The sequence below is a fragment of the Kosakonia sp. N21 genome, assembly GCF_050587465.1.
GTDB lineage: Bacteria > Pseudomonadota > Gammaproteobacteria > Enterobacterales > Enterobacteriaceae.
In genome coordinates this window covers 612,564-637,849 of sequence record NZ_JBOBHR010000002.1, presented here as the reverse complement: position 1 = coordinate 637,849, position 25,286 = coordinate 612,564, and the positions used below count along the sequence as shown (strand labels likewise).

The 25,286-nt window shown below is 45.6% G+C and carries 19 protein-coding genes; 11 read left to right on the top strand and 8 right to left on the bottom strand.

From position 1 onward, the window contains the following. Nucleotides 1-589: 589 nt before the first annotated feature. Nucleotides 590-2,416: a DUF4365 domain-containing protein gene (locus ACQ3G7_RS06700; RefSeq protein WP_430889275.1), complete on the top strand. Its 1,827-nt coding sequence runs from the start codon at nucleotides 590-592 to the stop codon at nucleotides 2,414-2,416. A gap of 1,186 nt (nucleotides 2,417-3,602) precedes the next feature. Here the strand turns inward: ACQ3G7_RS06700 and ACQ3G7_RS06695 are convergent. Both ACQ3G7_RS06695 and ACQ3G7_RS06690 read right to left on the bottom strand, forming a co-directional pair. Continuing rightward, nucleotides 3,603-5,024 carry a DASS family sodium-coupled anion symporter gene (locus tag ACQ3G7_RS06695; RefSeq protein ID WP_430889274.1) on the bottom strand — a complete coding sequence of 474 codons (1,422 nt, stop codon included), beginning with the start codon at nucleotides 5,022-5,024 and terminating at the stop codon, nucleotides 3,603-3,605. 23 nt (nucleotides 5,025-5,047) lie between these two features. Continuing rightward, complete coding sequence (locus tag ACQ3G7_RS06690) at nucleotides 5,048-6,400, bottom strand: class-II fumarase/aspartase family protein (protein ID WP_430889273.1); 1,353 nt, start codon at nucleotides 6,398-6,400, stop codon at nucleotides 5,048-5,050. Nucleotides 6,401-6,637: 237 nt separating this feature from the next. On the opposite strand from ACQ3G7_RS06690, the gene ACQ3G7_RS06685 reads away from it, so the two are divergent. Next, complete coding sequence (locus ACQ3G7_RS06685) at nucleotides 6,638-7,381, top strand: GntR family transcriptional regulator (RefSeq protein ID WP_430889272.1); 744 nt, start codon at nucleotides 6,638-6,640, stop codon at nucleotides 7,379-7,381. A gap of 111 nt (nucleotides 7,382-7,492) precedes the next feature. Here the strand turns inward: ACQ3G7_RS06685 and ACQ3G7_RS06680 are convergent, their stop codons facing one another. Continuing rightward, nucleotides 7,493-8,767 (bottom strand): glutamine synthetase family protein, encoded by a 1,275-nt coding sequence (locus tag ACQ3G7_RS06680; protein WP_430889271.1) that lies wholly within the window; start codon nucleotides 8,765-8,767, stop codon nucleotides 7,493-7,495. 396 nt (nucleotides 8,768-9,163) lie between these two features. Between ACQ3G7_RS06680 and ACQ3G7_RS06675 the strand changes: the two genes are divergently transcribed. The 7 genes from ACQ3G7_RS06675 (at nucleotide 9,164) to ACQ3G7_RS06645 (ending at nucleotide 18,557) form a co-directional block, all read left to right on the top strand. Beyond that, nucleotides 9,164-11,212, top strand: coding sequence for a BglG family transcription antiterminator (locus ACQ3G7_RS06675; protein WP_430889349.1), 2,049 nt, complete (start codon nucleotides 9,164-9,166; stop codon nucleotides 11,210-11,212). A 105-nt stretch (nucleotides 11,213-11,317) separates the two neighbouring features. Further along, entirely contained in the window at nucleotides 11,318-11,641 is a 324-nt protein-coding gene (locus ACQ3G7_RS06670) for a PTS lactose/cellobiose transporter subunit IIA (protein WP_430889270.1), read from the top strand. A gap of 15 nt (nucleotides 11,642-11,656) precedes the next feature. Further along, nucleotides 11,657-11,962 (top strand): PTS sugar transporter subunit IIB, encoded by a 306-nt coding sequence (locus ACQ3G7_RS06665; protein ID WP_430889269.1) that lies wholly within the window; start codon nucleotides 11,657-11,659, stop codon nucleotides 11,960-11,962. Between the two features lie 57 nt (nucleotides 11,963-12,019). Continuing rightward, entirely contained in the window at nucleotides 12,020-13,294 is a 1,275-nt protein-coding gene (locus ACQ3G7_RS06660) for a PTS sugar transporter subunit IIC (protein ID WP_430889268.1), read from the top strand. 129 nt (nucleotides 13,295-13,423) lie between these two features. Next, nucleotides 13,424-14,698, top strand: coding sequence for a glucuronide uptake porin UidC (gene uidC, locus ACQ3G7_RS06655; protein ID WP_430889348.1), 1,275 nt, complete (start codon nucleotides 13,424-13,426; stop codon nucleotides 14,696-14,698). Between the two features lie 48 nt (nucleotides 14,699-14,746). Continuing rightward, nucleotides 14,747-16,516 (top strand): beta-glucuronidase, encoded by a 1,770-nt coding sequence (uidA, locus tag ACQ3G7_RS06650; RefSeq protein ID WP_430889267.1) that lies wholly within the window; start codon nucleotides 14,747-14,749, stop codon nucleotides 16,514-16,516. Nucleotides 16,517-17,042: 526 nt separating this feature from the next. Next, nucleotides 17,043-18,557 (top strand): EAL domain-containing protein, encoded by a 1,515-nt coding sequence (locus tag ACQ3G7_RS06645; protein ID WP_430889266.1) that lies wholly within the window; start codon nucleotides 17,043-17,045, stop codon nucleotides 18,555-18,557. Nucleotides 18,558-18,720: 163 nt separating this feature from the next. Here the strand turns inward: ACQ3G7_RS06645 and ACQ3G7_RS06640 are convergent, their stop codons facing one another. The 4 genes from ACQ3G7_RS06640 to ACQ3G7_RS06625 all read right to left on the bottom strand — a co-directional run bounded on the left by ACQ3G7_RS06640 (nucleotide 18,721) and on the right by ACQ3G7_RS06625 (nucleotide 23,836). Continuing rightward, entirely contained in the window at nucleotides 18,721-20,322 is a 1,602-nt protein-coding gene (locus ACQ3G7_RS06640; protein WP_430889265.1) for a glycoside hydrolase family 43 protein, read from the bottom strand. Nucleotides 20,323-20,376: 54 nt separating this feature from the next. Next, the gene (locus tag ACQ3G7_RS06635; RefSeq protein ID WP_430889264.1) at nucleotides 20,377-21,708 is read right to left on the bottom strand and encodes a glycoside-pentoside-hexuronide (GPH):cation symporter; all 1,332 of its coding nucleotides are present in this window, start codon (nucleotides 21,706-21,708) and stop codon (nucleotides 20,377-20,379) included. A gap of 189 nt (nucleotides 21,709-21,897) precedes the next feature. After that, nucleotides 21,898-22,839, bottom strand: a complete 942-nt coding sequence (locus tag ACQ3G7_RS06630; protein ID WP_430889263.1) for an AraC family transcriptional regulator — start codon at nucleotides 22,837-22,839, stop codon at nucleotides 21,898-21,900. 100 nt (nucleotides 22,840-22,939) lie between these two features. Then, the gene (locus ACQ3G7_RS06625) at nucleotides 22,940-23,836 is read right to left on the bottom strand and encodes a LysR family transcriptional regulator (protein WP_430889262.1); all 897 of its coding nucleotides are present in this window, start codon (nucleotides 23,834-23,836) and stop codon (nucleotides 22,940-22,942) included. Nucleotides 23,837-23,979: 143 nt separating this feature from the next. On the opposite strand from ACQ3G7_RS06625, the gene ACQ3G7_RS06620 reads away from it, so the two are divergent. Continuing rightward, the gene (locus ACQ3G7_RS06620) at nucleotides 23,980-24,288 is read left to right on the top strand and encodes a superoxide dismutase (RefSeq protein ID WP_430889261.1); all 309 of its coding nucleotides are present in this window, start codon (nucleotides 23,980-23,982) and stop codon (nucleotides 24,286-24,288) included. A gap of 65 nt (nucleotides 24,289-24,353) precedes the next feature. Next, nucleotides 24,354-24,929 carry an NAD(P)H-dependent oxidoreductase gene (locus ACQ3G7_RS06615; protein ID WP_430889260.1) on the top strand — a complete coding sequence of 192 codons (576 nt, stop codon included), beginning with the start codon at nucleotides 24,354-24,356 and terminating at the stop codon, nucleotides 24,927-24,929. Between the two features lie 128 nt (nucleotides 24,930-25,057). Here the strand turns inward: ACQ3G7_RS06615 and ACQ3G7_RS06610 are convergent, their stop codons facing one another. Continuing rightward, complete coding sequence (locus tag ACQ3G7_RS06610) at nucleotides 25,058-25,279, bottom strand: acyl carrier protein (RefSeq protein WP_061497358.1); 222 nt, start codon at nucleotides 25,277-25,279, stop codon at nucleotides 25,058-25,060. Between the last annotated feature and the right edge of the window lie 7 nt (nucleotides 25,280-25,286).

Genomic DNA, 25,286 nt, shown 5'->3' with positions numbered 1-25,286 from the left:
ATTGATGCCCTGCCGGAACAGGATCGCGATAAGTCGCTGGAACTTCTGCTTCAGGCAAAAAAAAGGGCTTAATGGCGGCAGACCGGGATACGAAACGTGTGCCCGGTACTGCTGAAATGTGATGAAGCTTTTTCAGTTTCTCCCTGCGATAATTTATTGAATTTAATAACGTTATTGTTTTCTAATTCAGCGTTATTTTTTCTCGAATAGTGACGTAAAATTAAAAATCCCTTCCGAAACAAAAACCTGAAAAAATACGGTCAGTTTTGAAATGGAAGAAACTGAAATCCGGTTCAATTTTTTCAGTCTGGTTTTCATGCCAGAGAGGCAGCACTGGCGCGGTATGGCTGAATGGTTTGTAGAAAAACAAAACTGAAAAATTTTACTGATACAGAAAGGGCAGGCGGGTGCGGTGTAGTGTGATTTTGGTCACTTTAATAATTTTTTGTCCATAGTCATGCCTTAGGAAGATTGGACTTGAAGTTGATAGAACGATGGAGATGCAAAACGAGGAATCCTCAGAAGCAATGCGATTTTGTTCAAATGGAAGTAGAATTTAGTGAGGTCAATTTTACGGAATGGAAAGCAAATGGCACTGACTCCAAAGCAAATAGGTAGATCTGCAGGAAGAATATTTCAATCAGCAATGCCAATTGATTGGGCATATCGTCCACAAGAAGATCAGGAAGATTATGGTGTGGATGCGGAAATTGAATTGATTGGAGAAAATGAAAAAGCAACTGGCTTTATTTTTAAAGCCCAGATTAAAGGACAGGAGCGTGTAAATATAATTAATAATGGGCAGGTTGTATCTTTTAATCTTTCAACAGAGAGATTAAGTTATTACATGAGCCAGTTAGATTTGCCAATTATTCTTGTTGTAGTAGATGTTACAACCAAAATTGTATACTGGTGTACTTTACAAGACAATCAAGAGTTGAATGATCGGCTAGCAATATCTCTTGGTGAAAGAAATAAAACCATAACAATTCATATTCCTTCCGATAATGTTTTATCTGGTGATGGTGATAAATTAATTGATGCTGTGATGGCTAATCTGTCATGGCTCAAGATAAATGCTCTTAATAAAATAAAAACTCCTATCCATGAGATGTTGAAGAATAGTCCTTCTCAGTTGATTGATGAGTTGATTCAAAGAAATAAAGAGTTTAATTTTTATCTTTACATTGAACAATATGATAGATTGCTCAAGAGTAGCTCATATCAAGAGTTATTTAATCATGCAAAAGTTACTTTTGAGTCTACCTCTGAGCTTTTTGATACAAGATTTAATTCAGGTATTTATATTGAGCAAGTTTATTTACGTGCTCTTAAAGATAAACCAGAAATCAAAGACGAATGTTTGTTTAATTTGTATCAGTCTTTGATTTATCTAGTTCGCACAGAGAAAATGAATAAGTATTATAGAATGTATGTCATTTTTCTTATGAGGGCATTTATTGCAGATAAACTTATCGAAACCGACTATCATGTTGTAATAACTAAACAAAACACTGCAAGCGATCCTCTAACCTCTTGGATGTTGAATCGTGAAAATGATAGGGTTATTACTACAACAGCTAAACATGTAGAGAAAATAATATATACAATTAATAATATGATCCTACATGGCAATGAAAATTTTTTTGTTGATGCTATATCAAGAATTGCTATTAAATTGAGTGTATACGCGCACAGATTAAAAATTGATGAGCGAGTTGAATCATCAGAATATTTATTCAACTGGTTAGATTATTGTTTAAATATTGCAATAGAGGTTTGTAAGTTTCAAGGGAATGAAGGGCTACATGGAAAATTTATCTTGATGTATGCGACGATCAGAGTGAATCAAGATAATTATCAACAATATATCGAAGAAGCAAGATCGAAAGCTGATTATTTCCATAATGATGAAATAAAAGCTGAGTTAAATGACTCACTTGATAAAATCAGTGCGCAGAAGAATACTTACTTACAACGTGAAGATCCTGATTTTGAAGTGGAGTTTTTCACTAGTAGAGCAAAACAGCTAGGATTCAAAATTGATGATCCTGATGATGAAATGGGGAGGATAATAAAACAAGGCTTGTTAGATTATAATCCTGAACGAGTAGTTAAAAACTGCGAGCATTTATTAATGTTTGCTTCACGCTCCCTAGGTATTCCTGCGAGGATGGTTGGCTTGTACTCTGCATCAATGAAATACTTGGTATGTACGAAGAAAAAATACATAATGGGAGGATGGAAGTTAGACGATATATACCATTTTAATCCGACCGGCGGCTTCAAAGAAGAGTTTTGTAAAAACTGTCAGGACAACTGTCCGAGAAGTACTGACTGGAAATGGACAAGTGCATGGCAGGAAGAACAAACTGAAATCCACAAAGACCTTCTGGCCCCCCTGGAACGTTGGTAGTAATGATGCTTTGCCCCTAAGGCTCACAAGTATACTGGTGATTACATTAGGGAGTATTCAACACAACTACCTAAGGGGGCATTTATGGGGGCACTTTATTAGAGTGTTTAAATTATTTTTATATTATTCAATGGACTGCCTTTCTGATGTGTTCCCATTATCGCACCATCTTTTCTAGTAAAATCATCAAGTTATCATTGCAGTTTTTTGCTTTGTTCAACACTAGATTGCGTTTTTACGCGTTGTGAGTGTGGCAAAATTGTGGCAAAGCTCTTTTTTGCATGAAACGGTGAGCTAAATGTAATTAATCTTTATGAATAGTGATTATTTCCCGATTGGCGATTCCGTAGCCTAAAAAAGTTCCATCAGCTCTACTAACATAGAAATCCATAGGATTGGTAAACTGAAAATTCAGCCATGATTCGGACTCATCCGTTCCATTATCCAGAGTGGATACGACGAAGCATTCTATCCCGTTTAATTCGCCTTCCTTGACGTATAAATTCTTGTCGCTCCAGGATAGCCGGTACTTTGCAGCGTTATTTTTGGCTATGTTGATCGCTTCGTATTTAGTAAGTATTTTGCATTTCATAAAAAACATTATACATAATTCCTCCCACAACTACCGGGCCCAGGAGAATGCCGGCTGCTTCATGCCGTAAGGTGGTAAAGGTAATCTGGTAGTTATCTGCTAAGGGGAATTTGAAGCCTGCAATAATATTTTTAGACGACATCCCGTTTGCTCTCATTTGACCTATCATCTCAGCAAAAGCTTCTTCAAGGTATCTCAAAATATAGGATTTGTTATAGCCACTGGTACGGGTAAAAGCACGTAATTCCCGGAGTAAATAAAATTTGGGGGCAATAAACTGATGTACTCGCTCATGGTGACCCTGACCCGAAATCCTGTGCCACTCAGAACATAACCACTGCTGATAGGCAGTGTAATCAATGAAAATCTCCTTGCCACGAACACTGATGACACCTTAATTCAGTTTAAGGTGAAACAGAATGTCTCCCAACTCATGAAATTTCAAGTGATCTACTTTGCGAATTTCCTTCGCGGTGGTGCGTTTTTTGGGATGCGGTATCGCACGATTGCTGACAACTATCCATTATCATTCCTTTGCCGGTAAACGAAGATGCGGCAGGGCGGATGTCCGCCCTGCCGCAACGGGCAGAACAATCAGTAGTAACCGAGCATTTTCCACCAGGCCATTCCGATGGCAAAAGTCAACACCACATTAAACGTGACAACGCAGAAATTAATTTTGTAGAACCGGGGGCGCTCAAAATACCCCTGAGCAAAATAGATAGGGCCAGGACCGCCGCCATATTCCGTATTCCCCCACATCAGATTGCTGAAAATACCGAAACAGATCGCCACCATCATGGGCGGTGCGCCTGCCGCAATGGCGGTTGCGGCGAACGGGGCATACAGCGCGGCCACATGCCCGGTGGCGGTGGCAAATAAATAATGCACGTAAATATAGATAAGCCCCAGCAGGACAAAGGATTCCATCCCGCTAAAGCCATGGATACTGCCGCCAAGCTTGAGGGTCATCCATTTGATAAAGCCAAGGTCGGCGAGCCCACTGGCCAGAGAGATAATGACGCTAAACCAGATAACTGTATCCCAGGCGGCGTGATCGTTGAGTAACGCTTTCCAGCTTACGGCTTTTGAAGCGAATAAATACGCCGCGAGCCCCAGCCCGACGGAGGTTGCGGAAAGGCCGGTAACCAGACTGGTTCCCCAGCCAATGAGCGCCAGAACAAAGCCGAATGCCACTTTCTTTTCCGCACTGCTCATTGCACCCAATTCGGCCAGGAACTGTTTCCCCATGGCTTTGGCTTCGGGCGTTCGTTTCAGTTGTGGGTTCAGTAACTTGTACACCAGCAGAGGCATCAGGCAGAAGCATGCCATTGCCGGGACAACCGCTGACACAAACCAGCTACTCCAGGTGATATCAACACCGAGCGAGGTTTTCGCCAGGCTGCCGACCAGCGGGTTTGCCGCCATCCCGGTGAGGAATATCGCCCCGGTGATGGGCGTAAACTGAAAGCACACCATGGTCAGAAAATCGCCGATGCGTTTACCCGATTCACCGGGTGAAGAGCCCAGAACGTCGTTAATCGAACGCGTGATGGGAAAAATAATCCCCCCTGAACGCGCGGTCACCGATGGCATGGCAGGGGCCATGATGAGATCCGACACGCCCAGTGAATAGGCTATTCCCAGACTGCTGCCGCCAAAAAGCGACAGCATCTTATACGCGATGCGTTTGCCGAGCCCGGATGTCACAAAGCCCAGCGAAAGTACATACGCACAGAAAATCAGCCACACCGTGCCCGATGCAAACCCCGACAGCGCTTTTGCCTCTGACAAGGTTTTGGTAAAAATGACCACGCAAAGAGCAATCAGCATCACCGCCCCGGACGGGAGAGGCTGGGTCAGGATAGCGGCAATGGTGGCCGCGAAAATGGCAAACATATGCCATGCTTCCGGAGTCAATCCTTCCGGAACAGGAAAGAACCAGATAGCGGTTCCGAGGATAAGAGGAACCAGAAAGGCGATAACAGATTTCCGTGCAGAACAAGCGGATGGCATATGTCTCTCCTTATCCCTCAGGATTATTGCCGTTGCGCGAATTTTTCCAGAACCCGATCCACCATTTCTGGTGCCATACCCAGATAATTCGTCGGGTCGGTCAGGCGCTCAATGAGCTGCGGATCAAGGCGGCTGGAAACCCCCGGCATGCTGTTCAGCACATCAGCCAGTCGTCCCCCTTGTTCGTTCACCACGCGGCAGGCATCGTACACAACATCGTGCGCATCCTGGCGGCCAATGTATGGCGCCAGACCCATCATGACGGCTTCGGCAACGATCAACCCTTTGGTCATATCCAGGTTTTTCGCCATCGCTGCTTCATCCACAATCAGGCCGGCGAGCATAAAGTTGGCTTGATGTAATGCCCCGGCGGCGAGCACAAAGCTCTCCGGGATCGCAATCCATTCCGCATGCCACGGCCCGGTGGCACGTTCTAAATCCTGCACCATCGCGTCCAGCATTAATCCGGCGTGCTGGCGTACCCCTTTTGCACATGCCAGCATCAGCTCACTGGAAATCGGGTTACGTTTTTGTGGCATGGTGCTGCTGGCACCGCGGCCTTTCACAAACGGTTCGTACAGCTCGCCGAATTCATTGGCAGCAAGCAGCATCACGTCATAGCCGATTTTGCCAAGCGATCCGGTGATAAGCCCGAGCAGGTTCGTCGCTTCGGCAAAGCCATCGCGGGCAACATGCCAGGTGGAAGAGGGGACGCCCAGCTTGAGGATGCCCATCATGGCCTCTTGTACCGCGAGACCTTTATCGCCAAGCGACGCAAGTGTTCCGGCCGCTCCGGCAAATTCCCCCACCAAAATCCGTGGTCGTGCCTGGGCAAGGCGCTCGGTGTGGCGGTCAAACATATCCAGCCAGATAGCCGCTTTGTATCCGAAGGTAATCGGCAGCGCCTGTTGCAGGTGCGTCCTGCCCGCCATCGGTGTGTCCCTATAGCGGCGCGCCAGACCGGCCAGCGTCAGGCAAAGCTGTTTTAGTTCGCTTTCGATAAGGTCGAAGGCATCGCGAATCTGCAAGACGACGGCGGTATCCATAATGTCCTGAGTGGTCGCACCCCAATGGACGTAGCCGCCTGACTCACCTGCCTGTTTAGAAATTTGGTGCACCAGCGGCAAAATGGGGTAACCGACAATTTCGGTTTCATGGCGCAGGAGATCAAAATCCAGCGTATCCGCAGTGCATTTTTCCGCGATCTCATCGGCGGCTTCTTGTGGGATAACGCCACATTTTGCCTGGGCCTGCGCGAGGGCAATCTCGACTTCAACGTATTTACGAATCAACTCGTGATCGTCGAAAATTGCGCGCATTTCCGGCGTTCCGAAGGAATCCCTGAACAAAACAGAATCAAGCACATTTGAAGGCATAACCACTCCTTGGGGGTCTGATTGGTGATAGACTGCGGGACAGAAAAAACAGTCAGAATCAGGGTTTGTTAACGTTGAATTGGCCATTTTTTTGTCCTGACATATCTTAGTCTTCTGGTTTTATTTGTCCGGACATTTGAATATGTACGGACATTTATAATGACCACACAGTTAGCAAGGAAGCGCTATCGCTCACCTTTGTGATGTCGATCATTTAATTCTTTGAAGAGTGAAACGATGAAAGAGTCTCTGTATAAGCAAATGGCCCGTGAACTGGCGCTGGCGATCACACAGGGGAAATACCCGCCAGGATCGCTGTTTCCAACGGAGATGGAGCTATGTGAAAGCTGGCAGGTGAGTCGTCATACGGTGCGCGAAGCACTGCGGGAACTCGCGGAGCAGGGGCTTATCAGCAGGCGAAAAGGCGCAGGGACACGCGTCTGCGAACAGAAGCCGGAAATGCAGGATCATCCCCTGGCCTCACTTGAAGATTTACTGGTGCTGGCAAAAAACAACCTGCGAGTGGTGAAAAAGACCGATGAGGTGGTGGTGGACGTCGAATTGTCGCAGGTGATTGGTTGTGAACCGGGTTCGCGCTGGCTGCACATCGCCAGTACCCGCGAAGATCCTCAGCAAGAAAATGCCCCCATTTGCTGGACCGACAGCTATATCAGCATTGCGTATGTGAAGGTCGGAAAACTGGTGCGTAGCGATCCGTATGCATTAATCAGCGCGCTGATTGAAAAGCACTACGGTATCCGCAGCAATGAAGTGCATCAGTCGATAACGGCGGTTGGTGTGCCGGTCAAAATCGCGAAAATACTGGGCGTGGAAGCCGGGTCACCTGCGTTGAGAATTGTACGTCGTTACCTTGATGCTCAAGGAAAAACATTCGAAACCACCGTGTCGCTGCATCCTGCCGGGCGATACACCTGCAGTATCGTGCTGAAACATCAGGGCTCAGGAGCAGGCCTGGCGTGATGTTGCCTGCAGTTTATTACCCCTGTGTTTCCCGAACATGAGAAAGAATAATAAACCGCGACATCATCACCTCACATTTGTCATTGGCAGTAACGGAAAGTAAAACAGGGGTCAGAACGAAATCGCCGTTTCTTCTTGCGTAACAATGCCTTCGAACAGGGTCAGTTCCTCCAGTTTGCTGTGGATCCACTGCCGGGAAAATGCCTCTCCCAGGCTGTCGAGCAGATACGGGCATTCCTGAAAAGTGGCGATTGCCTGGTGCTGAAATAACGGTAAAGGCGGGGCAGCGCGCAGAATATCCTCTTCTGAATCGCCATCGATATTCTCGAGACCATACAACATGCCGGTCAGAATTGTGGCCATCACCAGATAGGGGTTGGCATCAGCGCCAGCAAGTCGGTACTCAATGCGACGATTCTCTTCGCTGGAGCAGGGAATGCGTAACGCAGCGGAACGCGTGTTGTAACCCCATGAGCTAAACACGGGTTCGTCCAGGTTTTTTCGCAAACGGCGAAAAGCGTTTACCCCGGGAGCCATTACCGCCAGCGACGCAGGCATAAGATGAAGTAACCCGGCCAGGCACTGGCGCGTCATCTCGTTCAGTTCCTGGGCGGGAGAGGCAAAGAGGTTATCGCCCTGTCTGTCATTCAGGCTGATATGAAAATGCAAGCCGTTGCCAGCAAGCTGGGAAAAAGGTTTCGCCATAAAATTGGCCTTATAGCCGAATTCATTCGCGATCACGCTGGTTAACCTGCGTAGCGCCAGGACGTTCTCACAGACCTCGACAACCTGGTGAGAGTGGCGCAGGTTAAGCTCGAATTGTGCAGGCTCTGCTTCGCTGACAATCCCCGTTAACGGCAGATTCTGTGCAGCAGCCATCTCTTCCAGCCGCTCGATGAAGGGGGCGTACGTAGAAGGGACGGCCATGTGGAAGCACCCCTGACTGCGCATGACCTGGGCCTGCTGGTCGATAAGGTAAAACTCAATCTCCGGTGCGATCACCGGATACAAACCATGGTGATGGAACCGGCGAACAACGTTTTCCAGAATCACCCTTGGCTCAAGCGCATACGGTGCGCCGCTGGCATCCTGCATGGATAGCAAAAGCTGGGCGTTCTCATGGGGATCGTAAGCGGAGGGGCGCAATGTCCCTTTTACCGGCAGGCAAATCCGGTCGGGCTCATCCAGAACCTGGTGGTCAGCCGCAGTACAGACCACTTTACCTTCCCGATCCATTGAGTAAACAGATTGCGGGAAATAACACCCTTTCGCAGCAGAATAAAGATCCCCAACGGCAATCCGCTTTCCTCTGAATGTTCCGTTAATATCGTTCAGATAGATATCAACGTGTTTTGTTGCCGGATAGTGTAAAAGATAGGTTTGCACTTCCTGTTGAAATGCGCGCTGGAACTCATTGTCACTATTTCCTTTTTCTTTAGACTCAACCTCTGCTATCTGGGGCGTTTGCGCTAATGTCAAAAGCGTGCGGATGTTCTGTAAAAGTGGAAACTTCAGCATTGTGTTCATTGTTATCTTTCAGCTAAGCCTGACGGCGACAACAGGAGTATAAAAAACGGCAATGCGCATTGATATAAAAAACACATAAAGAATAAAATGGGTTAAGTAAAAAAAGTATAAATTTAAGTGGCCGTGCAAATTATAGTGGGAATGTTAATGTGGTTATATTTTTCACTTCTTAGCGTAATAAGAGTAAGAGAGTTATATTTTAGCCACCGGATAAGTTGTAAACCTGATTGTTTCTTTTTGTGATTTATTTCTGTGATGCATGTCAAAAAAAATAATACGATACCCAAACCGTTACCAGATCTGGATGGCGATTGTCTGGGTGGAGTTCCTTATTCCTCAATGGTAAAGTCAGACAGGGTGAAAGATGATGATTATCATCAAGGGGATGCAATGTATAGCAAGTTATCAGTCCTTTTTAAGGAATTGATGGATGAGGAATATCATACGGCTCGCGAACTGGCCGTGAGGCTTAACGTGAGCGAAAAGACAGTACGTGTCCGCTTGAAAGAAGTGAATGATATTGTCGTATTACATGGCGCTACGGTCACATCGAAATCGAATATGGGATACCGATTAACCGTGAATGATTACGATAAATTTAAACGATTTGCATATTCTGGTAACGGGGAAAATAAAACTGCCAGACCAACAACATCGAATGAAAGAGTGATATTCATTCTTGCCTTTTTATTAAATCGTTATGATTATATAAAATTGGATGATTTATGCGAACAGTGTTATGTCTCTCGCAACACAATGACTGCGGATTTGAAAAAAGTAGAGTATATACTGCGCATACACCATCTGGTTTTAGAAAGACGACCTAATTATGGTATTATCATTAGTGGCAGCGAATTCAATAAGAGGGTATGTATAGCGAATAATCTCATCAAGCGTAACGATTTTATGAATGCTGATGGTAAAAAAGAAGAACAATTAAAAATTATTGGTAACATTATCTTGTCTGTCTTGCATAACCACGAGTTTCGTATATCAGAAGTTTCACTGGAAAATCTTGTTTCACATATTTTTATCGCAGAATATCGATCTAAGTATGCGCAATCTATAGATATCGATGGAAACAGGATTCAACAGTTAGTGAAGCCCGATGTTCTGGAGGCAACTAAAGAGATCGCCCTGCGCACCCAACAAGAACTTCAGACCTTTATCTCTGCAAGTGAGCAGTCATATATAGCGCTACATATGGGGGCTAAATTATCATCTGGTTCTTATAACACGCCTGGCTCAAATGTTATTATTTCCAGCAAGATTGATGAACTGACATGGCGGATGCTGGAGATTGTACATAAAAGCTTTAATATTGATTTTATGGATAATCTGGAATTAAGGATGTCGTTAAATCAGCATATGGTGCCGCTGGATATACGAATGCAGTACGGTATTCCGCTCATTAATCCGCTGCTGCATGAAATAAAGAAAGAATATGCATTTGCCTATACAATGGCTGCAACAGCGTGCATCGCGCTGTCAGAACATTATATTACCAGCATTCCCGAAGATGAAGTTGCTTATTTTGCTATCCTTTTTGAACTTGCACTTGAAAAAAAAGATAAGAAGATTGATAAGAAGAACATAATTGTGGTGTGCGCATCAGGAAAAGGCACTACGCAACTTTTTATGTATAAATATAAGCAGGCGTTTGGTAAATATATCGACAACATTCATGAATGTACAGCATGGGAGTTGGAGTTCTTTGATTTTGAAGCCAACAACATTGATTATATATTTACAACCGTCCCCATCAATATTGACGTTCCGGTTCCTGTGTTTGAAGTAAATTTGTTCCTTGAGAATAAAGATATTGTCACATGTAGTGAAATATTCGAGGCAAGTAGCAATGCCTTTCTGCATAAATATTATCTGCCTGATCTATTTCTTACGGATATTGTGGCGAAGAATAAAGGAGAGGCACTCAAACTACTTTGCATGCATACGGAAAAATACTTTCCATTGCCGGAAGGTTTTTTAGATGCGGTGCTGAAGAGAGAAGCGTTGGGGCAAACGGATTTTGGAAACCTGATCGCGATTCCTCATCCATTTCAGGTCATGACCAGCAAAAGTTTTGTCACAGTTGGTATATTACGGCAGCCCATTTGGTGGGGAAACAACGAGGTACAGGTTATTTTCCTCATATCCATCTCTTCAGAAGAAGATTCAGAGATCGGACGGTTTTATCAATTGACGACAAAATTGTTGTTTGATGGTGAGGCCTTACAGCAACTGCTTAATGACCAACGCTTTGAGGTGTTAATGGCGTTATTGAAAGGAGCCGTTTTATCGTGAATTGTGGCAATTTTTACCAGATTAAACGTGGTAATTTTCTCGCTGGAGAAGCTGAGCTCAGGTGGTTAGTATCATCTGAAATAATCATAGTGAGGAGTAGTACAAGTGACGGAAATTAGCCTGGAAGATATTATCACCGAGTTGGTGGTGAATGGTGGTAACGCAAAGAGTAAAGCAATGCAGGCAATGAAAGCCGCGAGGATGGGCGATTTTGCAACAGCAGAGATGCGGATCTCGGAAGCGAATACCTCTTTGCAGCAGGCACATTATTTCCAGACGGAATTGATTCAGGCAGAAGCTCGAGGAGAAAAGAAAGCCTCGGTATCACTTATTATGGTTCATGGACAGGATCATCTGATGAATGCCATGACCACAAGAGATATTGCCCTGGAAATGATTGAAATGTACAAACTTCTTAAAAGCAAATAACAACAAGGAATGCATATGACCCATATAACTCTGGTTTGTGCTGCTGGCATGTCTACCTCTATGCTGATGGCTAAAATGCAGCAAAGTGCGAAAAGCAAAAATATCGATACCACTGTTATCGCCATGCCTGAAGAGAAATTTAAAACGTATAAAGGGCAAACGGATATTTTGCTGTTAGGTCCGCAAATTTCGTATCTTGAGGATGATCTAAAGGAGAAATATGAGTCTCGCGGAATCAAAGTCGCAGTCATCGACATGGTTGATTACGGCATGATGAACGGCGAGAAAGTGCTGGCTGATGCACTGGCCTTATTGAGCTAAAAACTCATAAGATAAGCATAGACTTGCATAGCTAATACACATTGGCAGGGGATCACTATGTCCAAATTTGACAGAAAAACGATAACCAATAAAATTCATCCTGTAGTGAATAAAATCCAGACCAGTAAGTTGGTGAATGGCATTACAGGCGGAATGATGGGTGCGATGCCTATTACCATCTTAGGGGCATTTGCAGCGCTATTTTTGAATTTACCCATTCCAGCATATAAAGAATTTATCGCCAGTGTAGGTATTGCTGCCGCGTTAAAAGTCATCATAATGTTTACCACTAACTTTCTGGCAGTTATCTTCGGTGTCGCCATTGCCGGAAATTATGCAAAGCAACATGATGAAGATGGTCTATTCTGCGGGTTATTGACCTTGCTGAACTTTTTTATTGTTACACCTGTGACTTTTTCTGAAAATGGCGCTCCGAACATTCCAATGCAATGGTTGGGCGGTACGGGTATTTTCACGGCAATTATTGTTGGTTTACTCTCAACCTGGCTTTATATTTTTGTTAAACGGCAGGGCTTCACAATAAAAATGCCAGCAAGTGTGCCTCCTGTTGTTTCCAGTAGTTTCAGTAGCCTTATTCCAGGATTTGTCTCCATCCTGCTATTTGCTACAGTTTCAGTGCTTTTTACGGCCACACCGTTTAAAACTATGCATCAGTTTATCTATGCATTTTTGCAATTGCCGTTGCAAGGTGTGGGTGGCAATATTGCTTCTGTCATAATTCTTTGGACATTAGCGCAATTGCTGTGGTTTATGGGCATTCATGGCACGATGGTTATTTACTCTGTCATATTGCCGATTTTTACCGCAATGGATGCAGTACAACTTGCGGCTTATTCGGCTGGTGATCCGTTGCCTAATATTACCGGGCGATCATTTGTCAGCACTTATACAATGTCTGCCAGCGCGATTGGTCTTACTTTACTGATGTTGTTTTTTGCAAAAAGTCAGCAGTATAAGACATTGGGCAAACTGACTACCATCCCGGCGCTGTTTGGTATCAGTGAACCGTTAGTTTTCGGTACACCAATGGTCTTTAATTTCCGATTTGCCATCCCTTTTATTTTCATGAATGCAATTAGCCTGAGTATTGCTTATCTGGCGACTTATATTGGGCTTGTCCCCAGAGTCGCAGGGATTACGCCGATAACCGGTATGCCAATTATTTTAAGTGGTATTATGGAAGGGAGTTGGAAAATCGCTGTATTACAGGTTTTCCTTGTGGGAATACAACTCATTGTCTGGTATCCATTCTTTAAAAAGGCTGATAAAGAGTCTTATGCGTTGGAAATGAACGGTGAGGGAATAAAATAATAAAATGAAGGCGGTATTGGTATTTATGATGTCGCCACACTCTGATATTTGAAATATAAAAAGCTGTAACATCTATTTTATTTCTTTTTAAAAGAACGACCTCCCCATGTACTATTATAGAGAATAATGATGATGAAAAATAAAAAAACAGCCATTATGCTTTTACTTCTGGCGTTTAGCACATTCACAATCCAGGCCGCAGAAATTAATGATAATGAGGATGCACTACGGATCCGACTTAAAAATGATTTTCGTCGTGCGGACAGACCCAGTGCCGGTGAAACAGCAAGAGATATTTATGGCTGGGTTCAGGGCGCGATGCTTGACGTAAACACACACTATTATTCCGATTTTATTGGCGCAGAAGCCGGAGGATATTATGTTTATAAACTAGGTGCCAAAAACCGATGGAGCACGCGTGGGTATCTTGCCGATCATGATAGTTTTGGTCTTGTTTCTGGCGCGGTTAAACTCAAACCGACCGATAATCTCCATTTTAAAATAGGGCGCTTTGGGACTGATAATGGTTACGGCAGCTTGCCATATCGCATCCCGCTTATTGCATCTGGCTCAACAAGAACGATGCCAACTCTTTCGGAAGGGGTGATAGGCCGTTACGAACCCAGCAATAATATCGATCTATGGGCTATGTACCGTACCCGCGTATTTTTATGGCCAGATGCCGCTGTCGGCGTGCGTAATGAAGGGATCTACAACCCAACGACAGGTCATTATGACACGAAACGTGCGCGTTCTTTTCTGGCCGGTAGCTGGCATGATAACAGCAGCCGTTATTCTTTGGGCGGCTCCTGGCAGGATGATGTTTCGTCGCAATATGAAGCTATTGTTGAGAAAAAATTCCTACTTGAGAATAAAGATACAATCAAAGTTGAGCTTCTTGCCTTCCACGCCATGTTGGACGGTATTTCACGTTCCCGTAGTACCCATGATAATACGCAAGTATATTCAGGTCAGGTGACCTATAGCATGCCGAAAATAAGTTTTTTTGGCGCAGCAGGTATGGTAACGCATGCAATGAACAATATTGGCTCGAACGTTGATACAGATATTGGTTATCCCAACTCGCTGAGTATTGATCGAAATAAAGAAGATATGTTTTCTGTGCAGGTGGGAGCGCAATATTATTTCCAGCCGAACCTCAGTGTCATGGTTGCGCCGCTGATTACTCGTGGGTATGAAGACCCGCAGAGAACAATTGAAATTAATGGCCGAGGCGTCCTTACCGGCATTTTCTACAACGTAACTGATGGTGTACTTGCCGGAATGAAAATGTATGTGGCATCGGATATTGCCAAAGAAAAAAGAAATGGCAGTACGCTGGGCAATGAGTTGCATTACTGGGATGTCAAAGCGGGAATACAATATGACTTCATGTTGAAATAGATGTCGTGTTTTCCCTCCCGATATAAATGCAGATAGAAGGAATTTGTGATGTTAAAACCAATTGAAACCGAATCGCGGGAATGTAAATTACTTGATGGTCTGTGGGATTTTAAAATTGATAAAGACCGCTGTGGATTTTCACAAGCATGGTGGAAAGGTCCCCTTAAGGATGCACGCAAAATAGCAGTCCCAGCCAGTTTTAATGATCAATTCGCTGATGAAGTCGTGCGTACACATGTTGGCGATGTATGGTATCAAACTGATGTCCGCATTCCTAAACGTTGGGATGGTCAGCGCATTGTGCTCCGTTTCGATGCGGTGACGCATCGCGGCACGGTGTGGCTGGATGATGAACAGATCATGTTCCACCAAGGGGGGTATACACCGTTTGAGGTGGATATTAGTGCGCTGGTCGGTGAAAAACGGATGGTACGTGTCACGGTATGCGTTAATAATGAGTTGTCGTGGCATACCATTCCGCCTGGTGTTGTTGTGGAAGATAACGGCGTGCGAAAGCAGCATTATTTTCATGATTTCTTTAATTATTCCGGCATTCACCGTCATGTGTGGCTTTATAGCACGCCGCACCACTTTATTCGTGATATTGATGTCAACACGCATTCCCTGGACGATTTCAGCAAAGGCTATGTGCAATATCGCATCGATTCCCCCGGTGAGGTGATATGCCAGTTACTGGATCGTGGTGGGAATAGTGTTGCGCAGAGCTCTGGCTCGGAGGGCGTGCTCGAGGTAACGCAACCAATCCTCTGGCAACCCGGCAACGCTTACCTCTATCAATTGCTCGTTACTGCCGGTACCGACTGCTATACGCTTCCTGTTGGTATCCGAACGGTCAAAGTCGACGGGGATCGCTTCCTGATAAACAACCAGCCGTTCTATTTTAAAGGGTTTGGCCGGCACGAAGATGCCGATTTACGCGGTAAAGGTTTTGATAATGTGCTGCTGGTGCATGATCACGCGTTAATGTCCTGGGCCGGGGCAAACTCCTATCGGACTGCGCATTATCCATATGCTGAAGAGATGCTGGATTGGGCCGATGAGCACGGTATCGTGGTTATTAATGAAACCCCGGCAGTTGGGTTCAACGTTTCGCTACCGATGATCCGCAATTTTACCCGGCCAGAGAAACTTTTTTGTCCGGAGGCCATTAATGAAGTGACTCAGCAGGCGCATCTTGACGCGATACATGAACTGATTGCGCGGGATAAAAATCATCCCTCGGTGGTTATGTGGAGCATTGCCAACGAACCGGATGCTCGTGAGCCATCCAGCCGGGACTATTTCTTACCTCTCGTTAAAGCGACGAGGGAGCTGGATCCTCACCGTCCTGTTTGTTGCGTTAACATCACCAAGTCATCGCTGAATGAAGACCAGATAAGCGATCTTTTTGATGTTCTGTGCCTGAATCGCTATTACGGTTGGTATGAGAACCCTGCCGATCTGGTTACAGCAGAAAAAACGCTAGAAAATGAGCTGGTTGCCTGGCATGACCGGCATAAGAAACCCATCATTATTACGGAATATGGTACGGATACGCTGGCGGGACTGCATTCTGTCTATAACGAAATGTGGTCAGAAGAGTATCAATGTGCATTTCTTGACATGTACCATAAGGTGTTTGATCGGTTGCCGTTCGTGGTAGGCGAGCATGTCTGGAATTTTGCCGACTTCGCTACCTCGCAGGGCATCATCCGGGTTGGCGGAAATAAAAAAGGTGTCTTTACGCGCGATCGAAAACCTAAAGCTGCCGCCTTTCTGCTGAAAAAACGTTGGGCGGATAAAAATTCTGAGGTATAGGTGCGCTGACTTTTTGCTTTCGTGTGAGATACCTTTACGCAGACGATATCCGATTTTCTATCGTAATGTACTGCGTTGTATGGACATTTAAAAAACGACAGGAGGTGTCTCCTGTCGTTTATCCTTCGCCGTCAGGCTCTATCGTTAATATGATCTCCTGTCTGGAAACAGGGCCATCCGGAACCTGCGTGTCTGGTTTTCATGCAATGATGTTATCAAGCGCTTTTTTTGGATTTAACCTGTTTTTTCATGCTTATTTAACGGTATCCTCTGCATTTCAGTGCCTTATCAAGATAACGCTTTTATTTGCCATTTTTAAAGTCTCTAACCAAACCGCCGATAACAATAACACGTCGTGTTGATGTGGCATGATGTCGATGAAAAGAACGGGCATACGGTTGATGATTTCGACTTTTCTGCTTGATGGGATGATCAAAAGTCAGAAAGCGTGAAGCAAGGGCAGATATCTGCTCACAAGGTGCCAAAATTGATAAGAATTCTAAAAAACAGAGTATCTGTATCCATAATGACATTAGCGCTATCGTTCCTCTTTTTTTATGGCGTTGCGCAGATCATTTCCTATGCATACGTTCACGAAAAATTAGAAAGGTATGCTGAGTCGATACTTATGCGAAGTAATAGTCTCATCTCGCAGGTGAAAGAAATTGACGATCTGCGCAATGAATTCGCTATCTACACCCCGTGCAGCGACCAATATTTGCATTCCCTCAGAAAGCGCCTGTGGCCATACCCGCTGATCAAAGATATCTCCTACATCAAAGACGACAGGGTGATCTGCTCAGCGCTGTGGGGCAAGTTTACTGTTCCGCTTTTGCTGAATGTCTTCAGGAATAAAGTTGAACGGTCGGGCTATACCTGGGTTTTTGATGCCATGATAGAAGAGGGGATTACCGCCGATATCCTTTATACCGATAATTTTGCCATTACCGTATCGCCTTTTGCGTTTCAGCGCTTCTGGGAAGATGCGGATAAAATGAATTTTAATGCTGTTGTCGGCGATACTAAGCATGAGTCTCATTTTTTCAGAATAGGCAAGGATGTTAACAGGCTTGAAGCCATAGAACATGGAAGAGAAAAGTCGTTATCATTTATTTTGATAAGAACCTGTAATTCAGTAAATGACATTTGTGTTATCGTTGGAACTCAGCTTCCGTTCTTTTTTTACGGCAATTTTTATGCGCTGTTTTTTTTGTTGAGCATTTCACTGGTGATTGGCCTGCTGGTCAGCGCGCTTATTATTAATAACCTTGAGAGAAACCAGTCGTTACTTTCCCGGCTGGAATATGCAATAGATCATAGAAAATTGCATTTTGTCTATCAGCCCATTTATCGGGTGAAAGATAACAGCCTTATTGGCATCGAAGCGCTTATCCGTTGGAATGATGACAAAGTGGGGAGTATTGGCCCGGATATCTTCATTCCTCTCGCAGAGCAAAATGGCTTAATTAATAAGATTGGATTGTATGTTGTTGAGAATGCAATAAAAGAGTGTGCGCCGATATTACAGAAACATGCCATAACGCTCAGTATTAATGTCAGTTGTTCGGATATCTGCTCTGAGTTGTTTCGTCAAACGCTTGTCAACACCATGCAGAAAGAAGGTGTTTCCGGTGGTTCTCTGATGCTGGAAATCACCGAGAGACAAAGTGCAAGTATCGAAGAGATCAAACAGTCTGTTGAATTTTATCAATCGCAGGGCATCCTGTTTGCTCTGGATGATTTCGGTACCGGTTATTCGAATCTGAGCTGGTTATCCTTAATTGATGTCGATGAAATAAAGATTGATAAATCGTTAACCGATTCGATTGGTACCGAGTCAATTAATAAACATATCCTTCCCGGATTGATTGGCATGTTCAGAAATATGCCGAGAATAGTGGTTTTCGAAGGGGTTGAAAATGAACTGCAATACCTGTTCCTTAAAGAGAATTTGCCGGAGTGCTGTGCGCAGGGTTGGTATTTTTCCCGTGCAGTAGCGCTTACCGGGATAGCGGCACTACTGCCTGGCGGTAATGCATGATGCGGTGATTGCCCGTTCACGCATTCGATCCCTCCCGCTCCTGACGCTGGTGTCGCATGCCAGTTTAAATGCGAAGGTTGAATAACGTTAAAAACCTTCCACACAGTTGCTGGTACCGTATGGAAGTTTTATTTCTGAGCGCTACGGTGTCTGCCCGAACCGGTTAGCGGTTGTTCGCTGAATAGTGAAAGTAGTCAAAATCCGCATAGCGATGTTCGCCGGTAAAGTCCTGGCAGCACATGCCTACAAACGCGCCAGTGAAGCGCTCGATGCCCCGCTCTTTGAAATATTCATCGGAGAGTTTACTGTATTCCACATAGCCCCCTACCGGGATCCATGTCTCTTCATCCAGGGAGTAATAATAATTAGCCCGGTCATCTTGCACGTTAACCCGAAGATAAACGTAGCCTTCGCCAGTTATTTTTATGCCTTCACCGGTTAGCATCGAGAATTTATTGAGGTCGTTGACCATCAAATTCACGGTTCGCTCTCCGCTTTCATCGCAGGAGAGATACAAATAAATGTAATTTGTGGTGTCGTAAAAACAGACTAAGCCGGCCATCTGTTGGAAAGAACGCGGGTTGAAATCTACACAGGTCTGCGCGGTGAACGCAAAATCCGTCTGTCTTCTGGCCACCAGGCTTTGATAATGGTGCGAGCTCAGCGATTCATGACCCCGTAAACGCAAGCATCCTTTTCTCTCATTGAGCGTGCACATATCCTCGCCTAATGGGATGCGCAATGACTGATAGTGCAGCGGGAGCGTCGGTGAATCAAACTCATCCCGTACGGGTTGTTCAGGCCACGCACGCTCTTCCAGTTGCGTGTGCACTGTCATTTCTGGCGTTGTTTTACCGTTAACCAACCGTAGCCAGCCGTCATCACTCCAGTAAACCTGTTGAATAGCCGTTTCACGCCCCATTGGGCTGCGCCCTTTTGACGGTAACGGTCGACCGCACAGATGCACGATGAACCACTCACCCACACTGTTTTCAAACAGATCCGCATGCCCGACCCTCTGCAATGGCAAACGACAGTCGTAACGTGAGGTCATCATCTGGCCGGCAGGGTCGGTTTCATAAGGCCCAAACAGTTGACGTGAACGCGCTATCGTGACGCCATGATTGTAAAACGTCCCGCCTTCGGCGGTTAACAGATAAAACCAACCGTTGATTTCATAAATATGCGGGCCCTCGGTGATGCCCAGCGCGCTACCTGCATAAATTTTGCGGCACTCGCCCACTAATTTTTTCGTCTGCTCGTCATATTGCTGAATGATAATACCGTTCCATTTCGGGAAACCGGGTTCGCCGCCATCCATATGGCTCATCTCCATACTCACCAGCCATTTGGTGCCATCGCTATGATGAAACAGAGAAGGATCAATTCCGCGGCTGTGAAGATAAACAGGCTCAGACCATTCGCCTTCAATATCATCCGTGGTCACCATATAGTTATTGGTGTCCCAGAAACGCCCGGCGACATTTTTTACATCCGTAAAAATGAGATAAAAACGTCCGCCATCATGACTCAGACAGGGCGCATATATACCGCCGGAGTCGGGGTTGCCGATCATATTCAACTGACTTTTTCGATTAAGCGGATAGGCGATCCGTTGCCAGTTTTTTAAATCGTAGGATTTATAGAGACAGATACCGGGAAACCATTCAAATGTGGACGTGGCGACATAGTACGCTTCTCCGACTCTGATAATTGACGGGTCAGGATTAAAACCAGCAATAACCGGGTTAGTAATTGTTGTCATATAAGACTCCCTATAAGGTAAATATAAATAAATTAGCGACTGTTTTGTTTGTTCTTACATCATGGTTGTCGCCGATTCTGTATACACAGTATCGTTTCGATAGTGGGTCATAATAAAAAACATCATGACAACACAAATAGCAGGGATAACCGTAAAGATCAGCCGGACGACCAGAACAGCCATATCCGTCTGTACTGCGGCGCTACCCACATAACCGCCAAAAGTCAGTAACCAGCCGATAATCGCGCCGCCAACCGCAATGCCAATTTTAATGGCAAAGAGATTGGTAGAGAAAACCAGGCCGCTAAGCGATATTCCCGACTTTTTCTCGACATTATCGATAATATCGCTCAGCAGGCTCCATTGCAGCGGTGCTGAACTCGCGTCGATAAAATGAATCACGCTGATGATAATGCAGATTGTAATAATATATTCAGAGGGGACCATAAACAGTGCCGCCAGAACGACAGCCTGAAGAAGTAACGACGCTTTATAGGACACTAAGCGATCAAACTTTCCATATAATGAAGTGGTGAACACCGCACCAACAAACCGGGTGCCGAGAATCACTAATAGAATAGTGCTGGTTAAATCGGGACGATTCAAATAATAGTGAACAAAGTACATAGCACCACCCGTTTTTAATATCCCGGCGATGAGGCTCACGATGTTGAGTGCAAAGATGCAACGCCAGTTATGATCCTTAATCAGCACTGACAGCTCTTTATAAATGCCACTAAACTTCCGCGTTCTGTCGACCTCTTTACGGTAATGCTCTTTGGTCATGGAAAAACAAGCGTAGAACAGTATGGTACTCAGGCCGCCCATGATGATCATGCTCCAGAAGTAGCCTTTCTGCAGGTCGCCATTGCCTAAAATTTTTGTTAAGGGCAGGGCAATAACGGAGACAATAATGCCGCCTAACGCCGCGAAGGCAAAACGGTATGCCTGAATTGACACCCGTTCTTTTGCATCCTGAGAAATATTATTGATCAACGCACAGTATGGAACGTTCACCAGTGAGTAAAAAATGGAAAGGGCGGTATAAGAAATATAGGCATAGATGATTTTACCGGTTTCACCCAATTCTGGCGTGTAAAAGGTTAATGCGCCAAAAATACCAAAGGGTAGCGAGAACCATAATAAATAGGGTCTGAACTGACCATGCCGGGTTTGGGTATGATCGGCAATATAGCCGATATAGATATCGGCGAACGCATCAACTACCCTGACGAAAAGAAACATAGTGCCCATATGAAAAGCACTGAGCCCATAAATATCGGTATAAAAATAGGCCATAAATAGCATGATGGTTTGCCAGATAATATTCGATGCGCCATCGCCGATTCCATAGCCAATCTTTTCTTTGAATCCGATTCTATTCATAACCATACCTTTTCATAAGGAGTTTAAAATAGCGTTAACGCGAACACTCTGTTACCTGATGAAAAGGTAATTCTGATTAATCATAAAAAATGTATCGACGAGGTGTTTTTATATAATTTTTTTGCGCCAGCACGTCCGCATCGATCACACTTAGCGTAAAAACGTCAGCAAGGGGTATCAAACCGAACATCAGCGATTTTTGTGGAGTTGCACGCTGGTGAGACTATGATTTCTGAATTTTTTTGGGGTAACGCCAATCAGTTTTTTGAACTGAAAACAGTAATATGCCGCATCCGTAAACTCGCACTGATAAGCTATGTCGGTAATGCTTAGCGCAGTATTGCGCAGCATATCTACGGAGCGGGCAATTTTCTTGCGTAACAGATACTCTTTGAAGCTGATTTGCATGATTTTTTTGAACGTCCGGGAGAAATGGCACGAAGACAGACCTACAGCTGCAGCGGCTTCATTCAAACTGATATTCAACGAGGTTCGCTTTTCCATTTCCCCCATAAAAGTAATGATTTTCTCAAATAATGAGAGGTTGTCCTTCTCCGGTGAGATTGGCTGCGCGCGGGAGGCGCACTGAAAAACGGTATTGAGTAAGAGGATCATGACCGGGTTTGTGTCGTCTGTTGAATGCCCGGTTTCGTGCACCTGAGCCAGCCATTTGAATAAAAACTGTAATCGTTCGGCTTCCAGTTCATTGGGCTGGGTTATGATTCCAATGTGTGGATTCATGGTGGGGATGGGATATTTTAACCTGTTGAGTACCGCACGGTCGTACTGAAAGAGAAAACGTTCATGATCGCAGGTGAATTCCAGTGCCATATCATGGAGTACCAACGGGCTGATATAAATTAACGTATTGTCTTTTATTGCGAATTTTTCACTGCCAATACTGTAACTGCCCTGAGCTTTATGAAACCACATAATTTCATGCTCCAGATGCATATGCGATTTGATCTCTAATCCCTCTTCCGGAACGCCTTCTCCAGCGCGTAAGACGTAATCCAGCTCTGTCGATGTTTCTAAATTTTCAAAAAAATGATCTTCACTGATTAAGTTTCGCATAATGGCTGTCGCTAACGTTAATGTCTCATCCTTGCGTTTCGCCAGTATAGCGGTCATTCACAGCGGATAATGTTAGCCGGATCGAGCGTCGCTGATAACACGCGCGTTATCAGGTCTGTTTCTAGTTCTCACCTTTTAAGGCATTGATAAAAAAGGGTTAAGCCGATTTGCTGAGTAAGAAATCAATCAGCGTTTTTACGCGTTTGGTTTTCCCGGCGCTTTTCGGGTAGTAGAGATACACCGGGGGAAACCTTTTCCAGTAAGGCTCCATAACGGGAATAAATGTCTCTTTATCCGGCTGCAATGCGTGAATCGGCTCAAACAGCCTGCCGATCCCCAGCCCGCTGCGGATCCCATCCGCCATCACCTCGATATCATTGCCGATAAGCTGGCCTGGCATCTCGACGGTTAACTGTTCTCCGTTGTCGTCCAGCATCAGCGGCAGAATGCGGTTGTTCGTTATGAACCGATAGCCGATCAGCTTGTGCTGCTGGAGATCGGCCGGTGATGCGGGCGTGCCAAAGGCTGCAAGGTAAGCGGCCGATGCATACAGCCCTTCGCGAAAAGGCGTCATCAACTGGCGCGCCACCACGCCGCCTTCCAGGATGTCGCCGAAGCGGATGCCGAGATCGAACCGTTTATCGATAATGTTGATGGTCCCGTCATTGACAGAAACCTCAAGCTGAATACCGGGATAACGCTGGCAAAATTCGGCCATACAAGGTTTGAGGATCAGCAGATAAGCAAAACGGGAGAGGGTGATCCTTACCAGACCTGACGGTTGCTGGCTCTGGTCTTTGATGCTTTCGACGGCTTTTTGCAGCGCGTCCACGGCCACTGTCGTCTGCGCCAGCAACTGCTGCCCGGCGTCAGTCAGCTCAATACGGCGTGTGGTGCGGGTAAACAGCGGATGGCCAATATGCTGTTCCAGAAGTTTCAGCGCTTTACTGACGGAGGGGGGCGTTATTTCCAGTTTTCTTGCCGCCGCCGAAATGCTCCCCTCCTGTGCAATGCTCTGGAAGATGCGTAGCTGATTGTAAATCGCGTTATTCATAGCGCCATCCGTTATGCAATGGAGTGAGGATTATTAGCCAATGGCTAACTATCCATGAGCCAATAGTGGCCTAATTTTATCGAAATCGCGAGCTTATACTCCTCCTGACTTTTTCACCGATGTGATCCTCTCAGGAGCCTGAAATGCGAATTTTGTGTCTGGATATCCCCGCCGCTGGCGCGACCCCACAAGCCTATGCCCCTCATCTGACCGCCGAGGTTTTACATGCCTGGGATTTATATAAATCCGGTGTTATCCGGGATATCTATTTCCGCCAGGATCGTCCGGGCGTGGCGATGTTTCTCGAGTGTGATTCGGTCGAAGACGCCAGCGCCGCCGTGGCGGACTTCCCGCTGGCAAAAGCAGGCTTGCTGACGTTCGAGTGCATTCCTCTGGGCTCATTCGCTGGCTGGGAAAGTCTCTTTTCTCCCGACTATAAAAACCTTGCCTGAACAGGCTAACCCGCGTCGCCGAACCGATCGCATCTCTTCACTCACTTACCGTTAACGAATTGAAAATGCAAAACGTATTGATTATTTCAGGGCACCCCAATCTTCAGGAATCTGTTGGCAATGCGACCATTCTGCACGACATTGCACAGGCGTTGCCGCAGGCAGAAATCCGCAGGCTGGATACGCTTTATCCGGACTACCAAATCGACGTCGCCGCAGAGCAGGCCGCGCTGCTCAAAGCGGATGTGATCGTCTGGCAGTTTCCATTTTCCTGGTATTCGGTACCGGGCTTAATGAAATTGTGGATCGATCAGGTCATGGTGCATGGTTTTGCTCATGGCTCTACGGCAAAACTGGGTGGTAAAAAACTCATTCTCTCTTTTACCACCGGCGCACCGCAGGCGCTTTATGCCACTGACGGGTTTTTCGGTCACACGATTGAGGATTACCTGATTCAGTTTGAGACCACGGCTCGGCTGTGCAATCTGGATTTGCAGCCACCTGTTTATACCAGTGGGATAAGCTACGCCGGTCGCGATGACGCCCTGATTGCGCAGCAGAAAACAGCCGCCAAAGAACATGCCGCGCGCCTGGTGGCTGCGCTGAACATGTTATCTCCCGAACCGGCGCGGGTGGCGTAAAGCAGAGGCGGGTAAAGACGAAGCCATACCCTAAACAGCAGCCAGCTCTGTCTGTTGATAAAAAAAGACCCCGGTAAGCCGGGGTCTTCGAAGCGGGGGAATGTGAAAATATGCCGCCACCCGCGTGGTTAGCTGCGGTTCTCTTCGATAAAGTGCGCGAGATCCGCCGGGGTTTTCAGCACGGTCGCCACTTCGGTTGGTGGGATCATACAGCCATAAACGTCCTGCACTTCCAGCACCATATCCACCGCCAGAATCGAGTCGAGGATATCGGACTCAATCAGCTCATCGTTAAAGCCCACTTTGCGGGATAAGATCTTTTCAAACAGCGCGAGAATTTCTTGTTCCATCTCTATT

Excerpts from the sequence above, each read along its gene's own strand:
- ACQ3G7_RS06700 (WP_430889275.1), top strand. The coding sequence starts at position 590 with ATGGCACTGACTCCAAAGCAAATAGGTAGATCTGCAGGAAGAATATTT.
- ACQ3G7_RS06695 (WP_430889274.1), bottom strand. The coding sequence starts at position 5,024 with ATGCCATCCGCTTGTTCTGCACGGAAATCTGTTATCGCCTTTCTGGTT.
- ACQ3G7_RS06690 (WP_430889273.1), bottom strand. The coding sequence starts at position 6,400 with ATGCCTTCAAATGTGCTTGATTCTGTTTTGTTCAGGGATTCCTTCGGA.
- ACQ3G7_RS06685 (WP_430889272.1), top strand. The coding sequence starts at position 6,638 with ATGAAAGAGTCTCTGTATAAGCAAATGGCCCGTGAACTGGCGCTGGCG.
- ACQ3G7_RS06675 (WP_430889349.1), top strand. The coding sequence starts at position 9,164 with ATGCATGTCAAAAAAAATAATACGATACCCAAACCGTTACCAGATCTG.
- ACQ3G7_RS06665 (WP_430889269.1), top strand. The coding sequence starts at position 11,657 with ATGACCCATATAACTCTGGTTTGTGCTGCTGGCATGTCTACCTCTATG.
- ACQ3G7_RS06660 (WP_430889268.1), top strand. The coding sequence starts at position 12,020 with ATGTCCAAATTTGACAGAAAAACGATAACCAATAAAATTCATCCTGTA.
- uidC (WP_430889348.1), top strand. The coding sequence starts at position 13,424 with ATGATGAAAAATAAAAAAACAGCCATTATGCTTTTACTTCTGGCGTTT.
- uidA (WP_430889267.1), top strand. The coding sequence starts at position 14,747 with ATGTTAAAACCAATTGAAACCGAATCGCGGGAATGTAAATTACTTGAT.
- ACQ3G7_RS06645 (WP_430889266.1), top strand. The coding sequence starts at position 17,043 with ATGACATTAGCGCTATCGTTCCTCTTTTTTTATGGCGTTGCGCAGATC.
- ACQ3G7_RS06640 (WP_430889265.1), bottom strand. The coding sequence starts at position 20,322 with ATGACAACAATTACTAACCCGGTTATTGCTGGTTTTAATCCTGACCCG.
- ACQ3G7_RS06635 (WP_430889264.1), bottom strand. The coding sequence starts at position 21,708 with ATGAATAGAATCGGATTCAAAGAAAAGATTGGCTATGGAATCGGCGAT.
- ACQ3G7_RS06630 (WP_430889263.1), bottom strand. The coding sequence starts at position 22,839 with ATGACCGCTATACTGGCGAAACGCAAGGATGAGACATTAACGTTAGCG.
- ACQ3G7_RS06625 (WP_430889262.1), bottom strand. The coding sequence starts at position 23,836 with ATGAATAACGCGATTTACAATCAGCTACGCATCTTCCAGAGCATTGCA.
- ACQ3G7_RS06620 (WP_430889261.1), top strand. The coding sequence starts at position 23,980 with ATGCGAATTTTGTGTCTGGATATCCCCGCCGCTGGCGCGACCCCACAA.
- ACQ3G7_RS06615 (WP_430889260.1), top strand. The coding sequence starts at position 24,354 with ATGCAAAACGTATTGATTATTTCAGGGCACCCCAATCTTCAGGAATCT.
- ACQ3G7_RS06610 (WP_061497358.1), bottom strand. The coding sequence starts at position 25,279 with ATGGAACAAGAAATTCTCGCGCTGTTTGAAAAGATCTTATCCCGCAAA.